At 58.8% G+C, this 16,878-nt stretch carries 12 protein-coding genes and 1 pseudogene; 8 read left to right on the top strand and 5 right to left on the bottom strand.

Annotated features, from left to right (window positions below):
* Positions 1 to 3: 3 nt before the first annotated feature.
* Positions 4 to 1,947: a ferrous iron transport protein B gene (gene feoB, locus MCP_RS01100; protein ID WP_012898964.1), complete on the bottom strand. Its 1,944-nt coding sequence runs from the start codon at positions 1,945 to 1,947 to the stop codon at positions 4 to 6.
* A complete protein-coding gene (locus MCP_RS01095) occupies positions 1,944 to 2,597 on the bottom strand; it encodes a DtxR family transcriptional regulator (protein ID WP_012898963.1) in 654 nt (217 codons plus the stop codon). The genes feoB and MCP_RS01095 overlap by 4 nt, the downstream gene beginning before the upstream one ends.
* Before the next feature lie 101 nt (positions 2,598 to 2,698).
* Here MCP_RS01095 and MCP_RS01090 point away from each other — a divergent pair, with 101 nt between their 5' ends.
* The 5 genes and pseudogenes from MCP_RS01090 to MCP_RS01070 all read left to right on the top strand — a co-directional run bounded on the left by MCP_RS01090 (position 2,699) and on the right by MCP_RS01070 (position 7,760).
* Positions 2,699 to 3,421: a glycosyltransferase gene (locus tag MCP_RS01090; RefSeq protein WP_012898962.1), complete on the top strand. Its 723-nt coding sequence runs from the start codon at positions 2,699 to 2,701 to the stop codon at positions 3,419 to 3,421.
* A 342-nt stretch (positions 3,422 to 3,763) separates the two neighbouring features.
* Positions 3,764 to 4,938: pseudogene (locus MCP_RS01085) on the top strand (IS3 family transposase).
* Between the two features lie 229 nt (positions 4,939 to 5,167).
* The gene (locus MCP_RS15910; protein WP_012898959.1) at positions 5,168 to 5,746 is read left to right on the top strand and encodes a hypothetical protein; all 579 of its coding nucleotides are present in this window, start codon (positions 5,168 to 5,170) and stop codon (positions 5,744 to 5,746) included.
* A gap of 81 nt (positions 5,747 to 5,827) precedes the next feature.
* Complete coding sequence (locus MCP_RS01075) at positions 5,828 to 6,904, top strand: 60S ribosomal export protein NMD3 (protein WP_012898958.1); 1,077 nt, start codon at positions 5,828 to 5,830, stop codon at positions 6,902 to 6,904.
* Positions 6,891 to 7,760: a class I SAM-dependent methyltransferase gene (locus MCP_RS01070; RefSeq protein ID WP_012898957.1), complete on the top strand. Its 870-nt coding sequence runs from the start codon at positions 6,891 to 6,893 to the stop codon at positions 7,758 to 7,760. The genes MCP_RS01075 and MCP_RS01070 overlap by 14 nt, the downstream gene beginning before the upstream one ends.
* Here the strand turns inward: MCP_RS01070 and MCP_RS01065 are convergent.
* The 3 genes from MCP_RS01065 to MCP_RS01055 form a co-directional block, all read right to left on the bottom strand.
* Complete coding sequence (locus MCP_RS01065; RefSeq protein WP_012898956.1) at positions 7,757 to 8,887, bottom strand: virginiamycin B lyase family protein; 1,131 nt, start codon at positions 8,885 to 8,887, stop codon at positions 7,757 to 7,759. The genes MCP_RS01070 and MCP_RS01065 overlap by 4 nt on opposite strands.
* Positions 8,888 to 9,307: 420 nt before the next feature.
* Positions 9,308 to 10,345 carry a 6-phosphofructokinase gene (locus MCP_RS01060; RefSeq protein WP_012898955.1) on the bottom strand — a complete coding sequence of 346 codons (1,038 nt, stop codon included), beginning with the start codon at positions 10,343 to 10,345 and terminating at the stop codon, positions 9,308 to 9,310.
* Between the two features lie 2 nt (positions 10,346 to 10,347).
* Positions 10,348 to 11,271, bottom strand: coding sequence for a class II fructose-bisphosphate aldolase (locus MCP_RS01055; RefSeq protein ID WP_012898954.1), 924 nt, complete (start codon positions 11,269 to 11,271; stop codon positions 10,348 to 10,350).
* Positions 11,272 to 11,516: 245 nt separating this feature from the next.
* On the opposite strand from MCP_RS01055, the gene carA reads away from it, so the two are divergent.
* The 3 genes from carA (at position 11,517) to MCP_RS01040 (ending at position 16,148) form a co-directional block, all read left to right on the top strand.
* Positions 11,517 to 12,584: a glutamine-hydrolyzing carbamoyl-phosphate synthase small subunit gene (carA, locus tag MCP_RS01050; RefSeq protein ID WP_012898953.1), complete on the top strand. Its 1,068-nt coding sequence runs from the start codon at positions 11,517 to 11,519 to the stop codon at positions 12,582 to 12,584.
* Positions 12,584 to 15,838, top strand: coding sequence for a carbamoyl-phosphate synthase large subunit (carB, locus tag MCP_RS01045; protein WP_012898952.1), 3,255 nt, complete (start codon positions 12,584 to 12,586; stop codon positions 15,836 to 15,838). Before carA ends, carB begins: the two co-directional genes overlap by 1 nt.
* A 112-nt stretch (positions 15,839 to 15,950) precedes the next feature.
* Positions 15,951 to 16,148, top strand: a complete 198-nt coding sequence (locus MCP_RS01040) for a hypothetical protein (RefSeq protein WP_128859879.1) — start codon at positions 15,951 to 15,953, stop codon at positions 16,146 to 16,148.
* The last annotated feature ends 730 nt before the right edge of the window (positions 16,149 to 16,878 follow it).

Here is a 16,878-nt window from a genome sequence, read left to right as displayed (position 1 = left end):
TTTTTAAATGAGCGCCGCCAGGAGCGGCACCAGGTTCGCTATCAGCCCGCTTATGACCAGGGCCAGCAGGAAGGTCAGGCCCGTGATCAGTATGGTATCCTTCAGGCCCACGACCCGGTTGAGCATGGTCACGGTGGCGATACAGGGCATGTAAATCGTGGTGAAGACGCCGAACACGTACATCTGCAGGGCCGTGAACACCGTGTTGAACTGGGCAGTGCCCGCGAGCACGGCCAGCGTCTCAAGCGCCATCTCCTTTCTAAGTACTCCGAATATCAGGGCGGTCGCCGTGTAGGGCGGCAGGCCCAGGATGCCCGTGGTCACGGGGGCCAGCAGGCCGTTCACGACGTCGAGGATGCCGGCGTACTGGAGCACGCCGAGCACGGCGCTCCCGGCGATAAGGAGGGGGAACGCCACGTAAATAAATTCTTTCATCTGCATCCACGTCTTGTCCAGGATGTCCTTCACCTGGGGCACCCTGAGGGGCACCATCTCCATGACGAAGCCCATCTCCTCGCCCTTGACAGTCCTCCCCAGCACGTAGCCCATGGCGATCGTGATGAGAATCATGAGCAGGTAAATGGATAGCGCCGCAGGTATGGACACGAACGAGGCCACCAGGCCCATGATGACGACGCTCCGGGCGGAGCAGGGCACCATGCACACCATGGCGGAGGTCACGATGCGCTCCCTCTTCGTCTGAAGGGCCTTCGTCGACATGATGGCGGGCACGCTACACCCAAAGCCTAATATCAGCGGGATCATGGCCCGGCCGTGCAGGCGGAACTTGTGCATGACCTCGTCCAGCAAGAACGCCGCGCGGGTCAGGTAGCCCGAGTTCTCAAGGACGGCCATGAGCAGGTAGAACGTCATTATATAGGGGATGACGATGCCCAGGCCGGCCTGGATGCCGATGAGCGTGTACTTCACGATGACGAGGACGAGCGGGTGAGTTACGAGCGCGCCCGAGACGGGCGAGATGACGTACGTCTCCATCGCGCCAACGATGATATCCTCCAGGAAGCCGCCGACCAGGAAGACTATGAGCAGCATGCCCAGGATGGCCAGGGCCAGGATAAGGAAGCCCGACAGGGGGCTCATGAGAAGGTCATCGATGCGCTCCCGGAGCGTGGCCTCTGGCGATGGCTGCCTCTGCCTCGCCACGCCCTTCGCGATGAGCCCGGCCTCGGCGTATCGGTTGCCCGCAAGGATGTCGCCGATGGGCTCGTTGTGGCTCTGCTCGACCTCCTTTCGCATCATCTCTGCTGCGGTGCGTATGCCTTCCGGGTACTTCGAGGCCTCGGGGGCGTTCGATAGAAGGCGTATCGCCTCATACCGGGTCAGGCCCAGCTGCATGCCCATAAGCTGCCGGATGAACGCCTCGACGTGGCGGTCGTACCGGGTCAGCCTGGGCTTCAGGAGCCGCGGGTGGAATAGAGCGTGCGTAAGCTCCTCCAGGCCGGCGCCCCGGTGGATGTACGTGGGTATCACCGGGACGCCCAGCACGCGGGAGAGCGCTTCGGCGTCGATGTCCATGCCCTGCGCGTGGGCCTCCTCCACCATGTTGAGGGCCACCACCACGGGCAGGCCCAGCTCCAGGACTTCCAGGGTCAGGTACAGGTTGCGCTCGAGGCGGGTGGAGTCGACGACGTTGAGGATGACGTCAGGCCTCTCGTCCCTTAAAAAATCCAGCACCGTGCGCTCTTCGGAACTGGCCGTATCCAGCGAGTATACGCCCGGCAGGTCCGAAAGGTCCAGGGATACGCCGTCGTGGGCGACCCGGCCGTGGGCCACCTCGACCGTCGTGCCGGGATAGTTCGAGATGATGACGCCTATGCCGGTGAGCCTTGAGAATAACGAGCTTTTGCCTACGGTGGGGTTCCCGATGAGGGCGACCTTGATAGGTCGGGCAACCTTGATGGGTCGGGCAACCTTGACGGGCTTCATGCGGCGGCCTTTCTCACGAAGATCTTCTCGGCGATGTCCCCGCCGATGGCGATCTCGGAGCCCTTGATGCGGACGAGCAGGCAGTTGGAAGGCAGCCTCTTTTTAATGCTCAGGAGGACGTCGGGCAGAAATCCCAGCGAGATCAAATAATCCCGGGTACGGTGGTCGGCGCAGACGATCTTGATGGTGGCGCACTCGCCTTCCTTTAACTCGGTGAGGGGCATGGACTCCTCGTGCTTCTCGCAGCACTCGCCCGACGTGATGGGGTGGTCGTCCGGGCAGAACTTCGGGTGCCCGAGGAAGGAGCATATCTTCGAGACGGTGGAGTCCGAGACCGCGTGCTCCATCTCGCAGGCCTCCTCGTGGGCTTTGTTGAGCTCCACGCCCAGCGTGTCCACCAGGAACGTCTCCAGTAGCTGGTGCTTGCGCTCCATCTGGACGGCCTCGGCCCGGCCCTTCTCGGTGAGCGTGGCGCCCACGTAGGGCTGGTATTCCACGTATCCCTGCTCCTTCAGCTTGGCCAGCATCTCGCTCACGCTGGGCGGCTTGATGCCCATGGCGTCGGCGATGTCCTTGGTCTTTGCCGTGCGGCCGCCCTTCGTCAAATAAAGTATCGTCTCGAGGTACTCTTCCGCGATGTTCTTCCTCATGCGCTTCACCTTTAGGTATGCCTAATAATGTTAGGTATGCCTAACTTTATATATTTTCCGCCAAAGATTTATGAAAGGAAAGGCGTAAGATTGAGGCAGTCATGGATTTCTCCATCATCGTCCCGGCCTTTAATGAGGAAAAGCGTATCCGGGCCTGCCTCGAGTCCATTAAGGCTCAGCATACGGCGCATTCGTATGAGCTCATCGTTTCTGATTCCGGCAGCACTGACGGTACTGTCTCGATCGCCCGGGAGTACACGGATAAGGTCGTGGTGTGCAAGGAGAAGGGCACTGCCCGCGCCAGGAACGAGGGCGCGAAGCTGGCAGGGGGAGACATCCTGGTATTCATAGACTCCGACACGATCGTGTCGCCCGATTACATAGACACGGTCGCCCGTGCGTTCAAGGACCCCCGCCTGCTGGCGGCCTCCTGCGCCTTCAAGTTCACCCGCCGGAGCCCGAAGCTCCTCGGGGCGGAGTACGTGACCAACGCTTATTACGTGTTGAGGAGCGCGTTCCACGCGGCCACCCTGCCCGGGTTCAACGTATGCATACGCCGGGAGGCGTTCGAGAAGCTCGGGGGCTTCAGGCTCTGCCATTTAGAGGACCTCGACATGAGCATCAAGCTCCGTAAGATGGGCCGGACGAAATATTTACCGCGGAGGGTGGTCGTCACCTCGTCCAGGAGGCTGGAGCAGGACGGCGTACTCGGGACGCTTAAGTATTACGGGGACCTGTTCGAGGCCTCCCAGGGGCGGAGGCTCGGCTTCGAGCCCGTCAAGCTCGGGGAGAGCAAGTTCGACGACTACGTGCACCGCGAATAAAACGTATATTCAATTATTTTTAGTGCTGTGAGAGCATTATCTGCCGTTATGCATTCTCGGCGTGTCCTTAACCACAGGGGCGCAGAGCGCACGGAGTTACACAGAGATTTTTTTTAAAAGTTTGAGGATCAGAGGACACGGAGACGGGTTTATAACTATCCTGAGGCGCGGAGTCGTGAGAGACACTGGTTAGCATAAACCGGTTACGAGGAATAAAGTGTTTATTCCTCAACCGTGCCTCGATCATCTCTGTGCCCCAGGTAAGCCAATAAACCGGGCTCTGGACTGCTCCCTTTTTTGTGGACAGGTAGTTAAGGCACATCTGCTATGAGGTATGATTGTATGGGAAGAGTTGAGCGGCGGAGGTTTTCGCGGGAGTTCAAGCTTCAGGTGTTGCGGGAGCTTAAAGGCGGTAAGAGCGTGGCAGAGGTGTGCAGGGAGTACGATCTCACTCGGTTTCTTGTTGCCAGGTGGAAGAGGGAGCATGAGGAGAATCCTGACGCGTTTCAGGGTAAGGGTAAGGCTCGCGTGGATGAGAATCGTACGAGGGAGTTGGAGAGGCTTGTGGGCCAGTTGTATGCGGAGAACGATTTTTTAAAAAGAGCGTTGGCCAACATGAAGAAACGGGAGGAAGATCGAGGGAGGGATCGTATATGAGCATACTGGAGTGCCGTGGCAGTCTTCCGGTATCGAGGGCTGTGGAATTGATGGGGGTCAGCAGGAGCGGGTATTACAGGTGGTTGCATACTCGAAACATGATACAGCCCACGGAGTCTGATTTGTTGATCACTGAAGAGATCCAGCGGATAGCTCTCGACTATCCGAGGTATGGGTATAGGCGAGCCTGGGTGGAGTTGGGCAACCGTGGGTTCATTGTTAGTAGGAAAAAGGTGTACATGCTGATGAGACAGTACAACCTGTTGTGTGTGAGAAGACGGTACCGGGTATGCACCACTGACTCGAATCACGATAAACCAGTGTACGAGAACCTGGCCGGGGGCATGAGGGTTTCAGGTATTAACCAGTTGTGGGTGGCCGACATCACGTACATCCAGTTGTCCAGGGAGTTCGTGTACCTGGCCGTAGTGATAGACGTGTACAGCAGACGGTGCGTTGGCTGGCAGCTCAGCCACAGTATCGATACGAGGCTGACGCTGGGAGCATTGCATAATGCACTGGAGACCAGGAGGACGGAGTTAGGCGGCCTGGTTCATCATAGCGATCAGGGAGTCCAGTACGCCTCTAAGGAGTACGTTGAATGCCTCCTTGAGCACGGTATCCGGGTTAGCATGAGCCGGCGTGGCAATCCGTATGATAACGCGTTCGCCGAGAGCTTCATGAAGACCCTGAAGTACGAGGAGGTATACCTGAACGAGTACGAGACGTTCAAGGACGCAATGGAGAACATCGAACGGTTCATCGACGAAGTGTACAACCAAAAACGATTACACTCGTCAATAGGATACCAATCACCAATCGAATACGAGAAAACATTAAATACGAACATTGTGCCTTAACTAACTGTCTACTTTTATGGAAGCACTCCACTCTGTGTTCTCTGAGCCTTAAACTTTTAAAAAAAAATCTCTGTGTAACTCCGTGCGCTCTGCGCCTCTGTGGTTAAGGACACGCCCAGACGGCATAACGGGCAGACCCGAAGTTAATTAAAAATGGGCTGTGGAGAGACTAAGAGTTAAATAGGAATACCTCCAAATTCAATAATTAATATTCCAGGGAGATGGTCCTATGGTAACGGCGAGCAAGAAGCCCAAGGCTGCCCCGAAGAAAGCGGCGGCGAAGCCGAAGGCGCCTGCAAAAAAGGCTACGGCTTCAAAGCCTAAGGCGAAGCCAAAGACAACTGTTGTGAAGGCGAAAACGGCAAAGAAAACGAGCACCCCTGCGAAAGCGGTCGAGGCGCGGAAAGTGGGCGAGATGGTGTACAACGACGAGCTGTTCGAGTCGCTCTCCGAGGCGGTCCTGCTAAGCGAGGCCGCGGCGGCAGCACTGCTCCCAGAAATTAAGAAACAGCTGTTCGATTACGATATTTACATGGTGTCGTTCCTCGGAGACGAGGATATCGACGAGATCGCCGAGGGCATCTCGAAGGCGGACTCGGCGGCGCTGAAGCCCCTGCTGGCGGCCATACGGGACAATGCCCGGGTCTTCGTCGACATCGCGTCCGGCTATAACTCGGTAAGGGCGTTCATCGACCGGTCACTCAAGTCTGAGGGTAAGGATAAGCTCAAGCTGTCATTTATCGAGGGCGAGTACTGCCTGAAGGGCGCGGGCCCCGAGACCTGTGAAAGCTTCCTGATGCTCTTCTAAGCGTCGGTATGGCGGTCGTCTGCGTTGCCGGCAGCGACAGCCATCACATATTTGTATTAAAATAGACTCTTTTAGTTTGTCATGGTCACAACTTCCAGTTTATTCTGTCCCCGCTGCGGCAAGGAGACGCAGCACGAGGGGCTATGCGAGGCGTGCTTCGCCGATAAGTACGTCGTCTTCGAGGTGCCCCAGGTCATGGAGGCCGTCATCTGCGCCAAGTGCCCCGCTTACAAGGCGGGAGAGCGCTGGGTCTTGACGAAGCTGAAGACGTATGAGGAGCTGGCGAAGAAGGCCGCCAGCAAGGACATCCGGCTGGCCATCAAGGTCAATAAGGAGGTTCGTGACCCCGCGATACTGGTAACCTCTGATTTCATTAATCCTAACATATTAAAGGCCCGGGTCAGCGTGGATGGGACCATCGAGGGAAGGCCCGTGAAGACGGAGGCGGAGGTCGAGGTGCGCATCCGGAAGGAGACCTGCGATATATGCTCCCGCATCGCGGGCGGATATTACGAGGCCATCATCCAGGTACGGGCCAGCGGTCGGCTGCCCACCAAGAAGGAGCTTGCCCGGTGCATGAAGATCGCGGACGATAACATGGTCAGGGCGGAGAAGGCGGGCGACAGGCTTGCATTCGTCTCGGACGTCATGGAGCTTCCCGAGGGCACGGACCTGTATATGGGCTCGACCACCGCGGCCAGGCAGATCTCCCGGGCCATCGTGAACGAGATGGGGGGCACCATCATCGAGTCGCCGAAGCTGGTGGGCGAGAAGGAGGGCAAAGGCCTTTATCGTGTCACGTTCGCCGTGAGGCTGCCGGGCATCGTTCCGGGCGACATCGTGCGCATGCATAACAGCTTAGTGCTGGTCGAGAAGGTCGGGCGGCGCATCTCCGGCACGGACCTGGCCACCGGCTTCTCCACGTCCATCGAGGCGGAGGAGGAGCCCCCGAAGGCCGCCAGCGCAAGAGAGGGCACGTCCACCGTGCTGGTGTCCGAGGACGGTAACTCGATCCAGATACTGGATCCCGAGAGCTATGTCCCGCTCACCATCAGGAAGCCCGCGTTCCTGAACAAGAAGCCGGGCGAGGACGTCCAGGTCATCAAGACCAGGGAAGGCGTGTTCCTGCTGCCGGGGGGCGGCCGTGGGGAAGAATAACTCGAAGATGTTCAATAAGCAGAGAGGCATCCCCGTGCCTGCGGACCCCCTCGCAACTCTTTTAAAGGACCGTTTGACGCCAGAAGAACTAGCCGTACTTCCCCGGGGATGGCAGATCATCGGGGAGGTTTTGCTTATCCATATTCCTCCGGTACTCCAGACGAAGAAGGCGCTCATAGCAGAGGCGCTATTAACGCTCTATCCCCGGTGCAGGACCGTGATGGAGACCCACCGCATCGCCGGCGAGTACCGGCAGCCGGTGTTCGAGCGAATTTCAGGCGACGGCACGGAGACCCTGCACAAGGAGAACTACGTGGTCTACAAGCTGGACGTGGCGAAGATCATGTTCTCCCAGGGTAATTTCTACGAGCGGCGGCGGATGGGCACCGTTGGCAAGGGCGAGAGGGTCGTGGACATGTTCGCCGGCATCGGGTACTTTAGTTTACCGATGGCCGTCCACGCCAGGCCCGGGAAGATCCTGGCCATCGAGCTGAACCCGGAGTCTTACGGCTATCTCTGCGAGAACGTGCGCCTGAACCATGTGGAGGACATCGTCGAGCCCGTTTTGGGGGATTGCCGCGAGAAGGCGCCCGAAGGGTGGGCTGACCGTGCCATCATGGGATACGTGGGGACAACGCAGGAGTACCTGCCCTGGGGCATCCGGGCGCTGAAGCGGGGGGGCATACTGCACTACCACGAGACCACGCCGGATAAGCTCGTGTTCGACAGGCCCGTACAGAATATTAAGGACGCGGCGAAGGAGCAGGGCCGGAAGGCCGAGATATTAGAGAAGATAAAAGTAAAGAAGTACTCGCCGGGCGTGTGGCACGTCGTCGTGGACGCCCGCATCAGCTAATTTTTGTTAAATTTTCTCGCCACAATGCATACCGCGCAGAGCGCAGCAATGACTTCGAACCCGGGCGTTGGCTTCGGGGTCGGGGTGGCGCTCGGTGTCGGCGACGGAGTCGCCGTGGGCGTGGGGGTCGCGTCCAGGCCGTACAGCGGGTCGGCCCTGATCTTCGCCAGCGACGAGGCGCCGCTCTCGACGGCCCATATCGTGTTGCCGTCGGCCTCGATGAGCGTGGGATAGCTCTTCGTGCCGTTCAGGCTTATGGGCACGAACGCGTCCTTCGCCGTATAATATTTAATGACGCGGCCGTTGGCCGTATCCGTGAGCCAGACGTTATCGTCCGAGTCCACGGCCAGGCGCTTTGCGTATACCTGCGCCCCGTCGAGCTGCGGGAGGTCAATCTCCTTGAAGGTGTTAAGGTTCGTGTCGAACATGCCGAGCTTGCTGGACGCGCTCTCAAGGAACCAGAGCCGGCCCTGGGAGTCGATGCCGAGGCACGTGGGCTTCGAGTCGGCAGTGGGTATCGGGAATATGTGCACCTGGTCGTCCATCCGGGAGTACCCGCCGACCTTTCCCGACGAGTATTCCACGAACCAGACGTTGCCCATTCTGTCCATGGCGAGGTCCGCCAGCGAAGCGTCGTACCTGTCGACGTAGTAGTCCTTCATCTCGTTCGTGTCCATGTTGATCCGGCCGAGCTCCATGTTGCAGGCCACCCACAGGTAGTTGTCCTGCGCGATGACGTCCGTCGGGTTGAGGTCCAGGGGGAAAGTGAAGTTGTAGAACTTGTTCTTGCCCACGTCGTACCCGATGATCTGCTGCCCGCCCTCGTCGGCCATCCATATGTACGAGCTCCCCTCGGCGCTCATGCCCCTGAACAGGGTGTCGGAGCTCGTGGGTATCACATACTTATCGAAAGTGCCCGCGGAAGGGTCGACCCTGTACAGCGTAGCCGGCGAGCTCTGGGCGAGCCACACGTTGCCCCGGCTGTCCACGCACATCGCGTCCACCGTCGTGCCGTTGGGGTACTTGTACTCCTCGACCGTGAGGGAGCTCTGGGCCAGGGCCACGGGTATGAGCATCATTATGAATAAGGATATAATGGCGAGTGCCGTCAGTCTCTGCGGGAGCATTCAGTAAAAAATCGGGCTAATTATAGATAAATGTTATTTAGAGCATGGTTTGCCAGTTATGCCGTCTTGGAGTGTCCTTAACCACAGGGACACGGAGAACGCAGAGTTACACAGAGTTTTTTTAAAAGATGGAGGCTCAGAGTGCACGGAGAACGGGTTTATACTTTCCTGGGGCACAGAATTGTTAGAGTCACTGCTGAGTATAAACCAGTAATTGTTTATTGGTCAACCGAGCCTCAATAATCTCTGTGCCCCAGATAAGCCAATAAACCGAGCTCCGTGGCCTCCGTGCCTCAAATTATTAAAAAGAACTCTGTGAAACTCCTGTGCGCTCCGGGCCTCTGTGGTTAAGTACACTCAAAGACGGCATAACGGGGAAAAATATTGAGCAAAAAGATTAAGGGGATGCCCTCCAGAGCATCACCCGAAAAAGGTCTTAGCGACATCGTAATACTGCGGCGGCACGGTCTTCAGCGTCTTGACGGCCTCCTCGATGGGCACCGCCTCGACGTTCTCGCCCCGCAGGCTCGCCATCATGGCGAACTGCCCGTTCTTGATCATCTCGGCGGCCTTGTTGCCGAGCCTCGTTCCAAGGATACGGTCATAGGCCAGAGGCGAACCGCCCCTCTGAGTGTGGCCCAGCACCACGTGCCGGGTCTCGAGGCCCGTGCGCTTCTCGATCTCCTTCGCCAGGGTCTCCGCCACGCCCCCGAGCTTCACGTGCCCGAACGAGTCGGTGGTCTGGGAAGCCGCCTTGACGTCCAGGTCGCTGAACTCGGCGCCCTCGGCCACGGCGACGATGCCGTACTTGTCCCCCCTCGCGTATCGCTCCTTGAGCATCTTGCAGCAGTCTTCGACGCTGCCCTTCGCCTCAGGCGTGTATATCCAGTGGGCGCTGGCCGACATGCCCGCGTCCACGGTCATCCAGCCGGCGTGCCGGCCCATGACCTCGCAGACGAGCACTCTGTCGTGGCTCTTCGCCGTGGTGTGCAGCCGGTCCATGGCATCGCTCGCGATCTGGACCGCGGTCTGGTACCCGAACGTGTAGTCGGTCGCCCCCAGGTCGTTGTCGATGGTCTTGGGAACGCCGACGCACCGAAGCCCCGCCTTCGTGAGCTTATTGGCCACGCCCAGGGTATCCTCGCCTCCCACTGCGACAAGGCAGTCGATGCCCATCTTCTTCGCGTTCTCCAGCACCTTCGCCTCGCCGCCCTCGACCTTGTACGGGTTGGTCCTCGACGTCTTCAGGATCGTGCCGCCGAGGGGCAGGATGTCCTTTACGTCATTTCTCGTGAGAGGTATCGCATCGGCGTTCAGCATGCCCTTCCAGCCGTACTTCACGCCCAGCACCTGCCAGCCGTACTCGCCCGCCTTGAAGACGACCGCCCGGATGACGGCGTTCAGGCCGGGGCAGTCGCCCCCGCCCGTTAAGATCCCGATCTTCTTTATGTCCGCCATACCTACGCCTTCCCCGAGCTTCCGAAAAGCTGCATCTTGCCCTTCGCCACGGCTTTCATGGCGTCCTCTGCCGGGCCGAAGATCTTGCGCGGGTCGAACTCCTCGGGATGCTCGGCGAGCACCTGGCGGATGGCCGCCGTAAGCGCCAGCCGGATGTCGGTGTCGATGTTGATCTTGGCCACGCCCAGGCTGATGGCCTGCTTGATGGCATCGTTCGGGACCCCCGCCGCTCCAGGCAGCTTGGCGCCATACTTCGCGGCCTTGTCCAGCACGTCCTTCGGCACGCCCGATGCGCCGTGCAGCACGATGGGTATGTTCACGAGCTTCTCGATCTTCTCCAGCCTCGGGAAGTCCAGGGTGGCCTCGCCTTTAAATTTATACGCGCCGTGCGAGGTGCCGATGGCCACTGCGAGGGCGTCCACCCCAGTCCTTTCCACGAACATCTTCGCCTCGTCCGGGTTCGTGAAGATGGCGTCCTTCTCCGCCACTGAGACGTGGCCCTCCACGCCCGCTAATTTACCGAGCTCGGCCTCTACGGACACGCCCGCCGCATGCGCGATCCGCACGATGTCGGCGGTCTGCTTGATGTTCTCCTCCAGCGGCAGCTTCGAGCCGTCGAACATGACGGACGACCAGCCGTGCCGGATGCACTGGACGCAGTCGTTAAACGTCGTGCCGTGGTCTAAGTGCAGCACCGTGGGGACGCCGGACTTATCGGCCGTCACGCGGGCGATCTCATAAATGTACTCGATGCCGGCGTACTTGATGGCGCTCGGCGATACCGCCAGTATGACGGGCGACTTTTCTTCCTTTGCGGCCCCGCCGATGGCCTTGGCGATCTCCATGTCGTTGATGTTGAACGCACCGACGGCATACTTACCGGCCCTGGCAGCTTCCAGGACCTCCTTAAGAGTGGCAAATATCATACGATTGTTCTCCATTGCTCTGCATATTAGTCTATGAAATGCCGGCTATTTATCGTTTTTTGGGCAGGCCTCTACTTTCGTGCCTGGCTCGCCACAATGTTTTTATGCCGCCCGGGTAAAAAAACGCGTCCGATATGCGCGGCGGAAAAAAACAAACCGGCTGATGGGCGGCCGGATTTTAATATCCGCAAGTATCGCAAAATATATAACTAAAATGCGGATATGTAGCACAGGTATCGAGAATCATGAAGGCAGTATTAGGGTTGGAAGACGGCACCTGCGTGCTCGGGGAAGGGTTCGGCCGCGAAGGCACGACCCTCGGCGAACTGGTTTTTGCGACTCCGTACACGGGCTACGAGGAGGCGCTCACTGATCCCTCATACAAGGGCCAGATACTTCTTTTCACTTATCCTTTGATAGGCAATTACGGCGTCAACGACGCCAACTTTCAGTCGGACGGCATCAAGGCCGAAGCCCTCGTTATCCGGGAGAAATGCGTTCACCCGTCTCACCCCCGGTTCAGGAGGTCCCTGGATGCCTTCCTGACGGACGAGAAGGTCTCGGGCATCGCCGAGGTCGACACGCGCATGCTCACCATCAAGACCCGGACTTACGGGACGATGAGGTCGGCGCTCATCGTGGGAAGCGACGACGGGGAGAAGGCCGTCGAGCTGGCGAAGAATTCCAAACCCGACCCGACGCTCGTCGAGAAGGTCACGTGCAGGCAGCCCTACGAGGTCAAGGGCACAGGGCCCCGCATCGTCGTCATGGACTTCGGCGCCAAGAGGAACATCATCAACAGCCTCGCCCGCAGGAACGCGGACGTCGTGGTCGTGCCGTCGAGCACGTCCTACCAGGCGATACAGGACTACAAGCCCGACGCCATACTCTTCTCCAACGGCCCCGGCGACCCGCAGGACGCGAAGAACGGCATCGCCGTCGCCAGGCAGGCCGCGGGCCAGCTCCCCGTGTTCGGCATCTGCCTCGGGCACCAGATCATCGGGCTGGCCATGGGCGCCAGCACGTACAAGCTCAAATTCGGCCACCGGGGCGCCAACCAGCCGGTCATCGACCTCATCGACAAGAAGGTCTACATCACCAGCCAGAACCACGGCTACGCGGTCGACCCGAACACCATCGAGGGCACGGGCCTGACGATGACCCAGACCAACGCCAACGACGGCACCGTCGAGGGAATGAAAAATGATAAGATGCGCATCATGAGCGTCCAGTACCATCCCGAAGCGAGCCCCGGGCCACGGGACACGAACTGGTTCTTCGACGCCGTCGTGAAGAAGGCAGGTGTATGGTAATGCCGAAGCGCACGGACGTCAGGAAAGTACTGCTCATCGGCAGCGGCCCCATCTTAATCGGCCAGGCCGCGGAGTTCGACTTCTCCGGCAGCCAGGCGTGCCGCTCGTTACGCGAGGAAGGCATCGAGGTCGTTTTAGTGAACTCCAACCCCGCGACCATCATGACGGACCCGGAGATGGCCGACGCCGTGTACATCGAGCCCATCACCCCGGACGTGGTCGCCCAGATCATCGAGCGCGAGCGCCCGGACGGCATCCTCGCAGGCCTGGGAGGCCAGACCGGCCTCAACATCACCTCAGAGCTGGCCGAAATGGGCGTGCTCGAGAAGTACGGCGTCAAGATATTAGGCACCCCCCTGAAGGCCATCTACGACACGGAGGACAGGGACCGGTTCAAGCACGCCATGGAGTCCATAGGCGAGAAGGTGCCCCGCTCCTTCGCCTGTCACACCGTGGACGAGGCGGTCGCGGTCATAGACAGGCTAGGCTTACCGCTCATCATAAGGTCGGCGTTCACGCTGGGCGGCACGGGCAGCGGCGTGGCCCACACGGTCCAGGACGTCAGGCACATCGCCGAGATAGGCCTCAACAAGTCCCGCATTCACCAGATTTTAGTAGAGGAGAGCGTGCTCGGCTGGAAGGAGTTCGAGTACGAGGTCATGAGGGATGCCAGCGACACCTGCATCACCATCTGTAACATGGAGAACATCGACCCGATGGGCATCCACACGGGCGAGTCCATCGTGGTCACGCCATCCCAGACGCTCTCTGACGCGGACCACCAGACGCTCCGCTCCGCGGCGATCAAGATCATCCGCGCGCTGGGCATCGAGGGCGGCTGTAACATCCAGTTCGCCTGGAACGACGGCGACTACCGCATCGTCGAGGTCAACCCCCGTGTATCGAGGTCATCGGCGCTGGCCAGCAAGGCCACGGGCTACCCCATCGCCCGCACGGCGGCAAAAATAGCCCTGGGCCTGAGGCTGGACGAGATCCAGAACAAGGTCACCATGGAGACCCCGGCGTCTTTCGAGCCCACCATCGACTACGTGGTCGTAAAGATCCCCCGGTGGCCCTTCGATAAGTTCAAGAACGCTGACAGGCACATCACCACGTCCATGAAGTCCACGGGCGAGGTCATGGCCATCGGCCGCACGTACGAGGAGGCCTACCAAAAAGCCCTGAACTCTCTGGACATCAGCGAGTTCTGGGGATACGGGAACTGGTCCAGGGCCGAGATGGTCGACCTGCTTAAAAATCCTACCCATGAGCGCATGTTCGTCATCTATAAGGCGCTGCAGACCGGCGCCTTCACCATCGACCAGATCGCCAAGCTCACGAACATCGACCCGTGGTTCATCAAGAAGCTCAAGAACATCGTGGACATGGCGGACGCGCTCAAGGCCGACATCGACCCCGGCCTGTTGCGGAGGGCGAAGCGCATGGGCTTCACCGACGAGTGGATCGCCGAGCTCAGGGGCACCTCGCCAGAGGCCATCAGCGACATGCGCCACAAGTACGGCATCATCCCCACGTTCAAGATGGTCGACACCTGCGCCGCCGAGTTCGCCGCAAAAACGCCTTATTACTACTCATCCTACGAGCAGGAATGCGAGCTCACGCCCTCCGACAGGAAGAAGGTGCTCATCATCGGCGCCGGCCCCATCAGGATAGGCCAGGGCATCGAGTTCGACTACTGCACGGTCCACGCCGTAAAAGCCCTCCGGGAGTCGGGCATCGAGGCCCACATCATCAACAACAACCCCGAGACCGTATCCACGGACTTCGACGTGTCGGACAAGCTCTTCTTCGAGCCCATCACCCTGGAGCACGTCATGAACATCATCGAGAAGGAGCGCCCCTACGGCGTCATGGTCCAGTTCGGCGGCCAGACATCCGTCAACATGGCCATACCCCTCCAGATGGAGCTCAACAGGCGCAAAGACCTTAACACCGTCATCATCGGCACCAGCCCGGACGACATGAACATCGCCGAGGACCGGGATCTATGGGGCCGGATGATGAAGGAGATGGGCATCCTCCAGCCGGAGCACGGCATCGCCTACTCTACTGACGAGGCCAAGGTCGAGGCGGCCCGCATCGGCTACCCCATACTCGTCAGGCCGTCGTACGTGCTGGGCGGCAGGGCCATGGAGATCGTCTACGACGAGGCCGACCTGGAGCGGTACATGACCGAGGCGGTCAAAGTCTCCCGCAAACACCCGGTGCTCATCGACGACTTCCTGGAGGACGCCACGGAGATCGACGTCGACGCCATCAGTGACGGCAAAGACGTCCTCATCGGCGCCATCATGGAGCACATCGAGGAGGCGGGCATCCACTCGGGAGATTCGGCCTGCGTCATACCTCCCCAATCACTCTCTAAAGAAGTGCAGGACCAGGTGCGCGATATCACCCGGAAGATCGCCCTGGCACTCAACGTCATCGGCTGCGTCAACATCCAGATGGCCTACAAGGATGGCAAGGTCTACGTGCTCGAGGCCAACCCGCGCTCGTCGAGGACGATACCGTTCGTGAGCAAGGCGACCGGGCTTCCGCTGGCAAAGATCGCCGCCAAGGCGATCATAGGATACTCGCTGAAGGAGATGGGCTACACCGAGGAGCCGAAGCCGAAGTACGTCTCCGTAAAAGAGGTCGTGCTGCCCTTCGACAAGCTCCCCGGCGCGGACCCGCTCCTGGGCCCCGAGATGCGCTCCACCGGCGAGGTCATGGGCATCGACACGGACTTCGGCAAGGCGTTCTTCAAGGCGGAGCAGTCTGCCTTCAACTCCCTCCCGCTGGAGGGCACGGTCTTCATCTCCGTGAGGGACGAGGACAAGAAGGAGATGGCCAGGCTTGCGAAAGTCCTGCACGCGAACGGCTTAAAGCTGATAGGCACCACCGGCACCAAGAAGTACCTCGAAGCGCAGGGAATACCCGTCACGCTCATCAGCAAGGTGCACGAGGGCAGCCCCAACGTCATCGACCTGATGCGCCGGGGCAAGGTGGACCTGATCATCAACACTCCCACCTCTAAGATGGCGAGGAAGGACGGCAGCCGCATCCGGAGGGCCGCCATCGACTACGACGTCCCCTACCTGACCACCATCCAGGCGGTCCGGGCGTCCGCGGACGCCATCAACGCCATGGGGAAGAGAAAGATGAGCATTCTGTCGCTGAACGAGTACCTTGGCCACGCTGCGGCCCCGGTGCCCGCCGTGGATGCCTTTAAGACCAGAGAGCCGGCCGCGTAAAAAGCGCCGGAAAATTCTTTTTTCCGCTTTTTTACCCAATAAATCAGAAAGGATATGTACAACCTGCGATAATATAATCCCGGATTCGCTGCTATACAGGATTTTGTTCATCATGGACACGAAGACTTACGAGTTAATGAGAATACCGTTCGCCACCATATTGTTCGTGGGCTCGGTGTACGCACTGACAGAGTACATTAATAAGCTGGACTATGTCACCGGCACGCTCCTGGGGCTCGTCTGTATCGGCGTGCTCGTCTACTCTATCGTGCTGTTCTCCCGCCTCGACGTGCCGGCCTACAAGCACTAGACGGCAATCCTTTTTTCTACCTTAAATTTTACTTGCTTTATCGTCACCTGTCAAGGCACTCAAAGAGAGTGAAGCTGCTCGAAGACGTTATTCAGCCACGAAGTTACTCGAAGCTGGCTTGAAGGGGCTCTAAGACTCTATAAATGATTTTTTATTTGGTGTTCGCCCATCATTTTTATGCATTGTTTGTGAGAGACATACAGCCCCACGGTTTTTTCAACACAGAGGGCACTGAGCACTTTTTATCGATGAACAGGACTTTGGGGGATTTAAAATTATAACAAAATCCCTGTGCGCTCTGTGTTAAAACCGATACCAAAAAGGCACAACAATAGAGCCAATAGACGGCATTCATTTAAAAAAATCTTAGAGTCACTTCAGGCACTCTTTGAGTCGCTTCGTGGCTGAAATCGTCTTCGTGCATGCTTATGGAGCTTCGAGGGGCTTATGCATAACGTGAATGTAAAACAGTCGGGCATTGGCTTTTCCATTGCGGGTGGGTCTGTCATTCAGCGTTTTTCGTTAAGCCCGTATTTTGGTGAGGTATAATGTGGCGGGCTTGGATCGGTGTTGTGAATGGGGGGCCTTGCTTGCGAATATGGGAGGAGGGTTACGGTAAATCGGCGATACTTATGGCGATTTACTGTGCAAGCGCTTAAATGCCGTAAGAGCTTGATTTCCCCGCCCACAATATTGGAGCCAATACCGTACGTGACCAGGTGCGGGCCAT

Origin of the sequence: Methanocella paludicola SANAE (assembly GCF_000011005.1) — an archaeon.
Lineage (GTDB): Archaea > Halobacteriota > Methanocellia > Methanocellales > Methanocellaceae > Methanocella > Methanocella paludicola.
The sequence above is the reverse complement of the archived record's forward strand: the minus strand, read 5'-3'. Positions and strand labels throughout refer to the sequence as shown.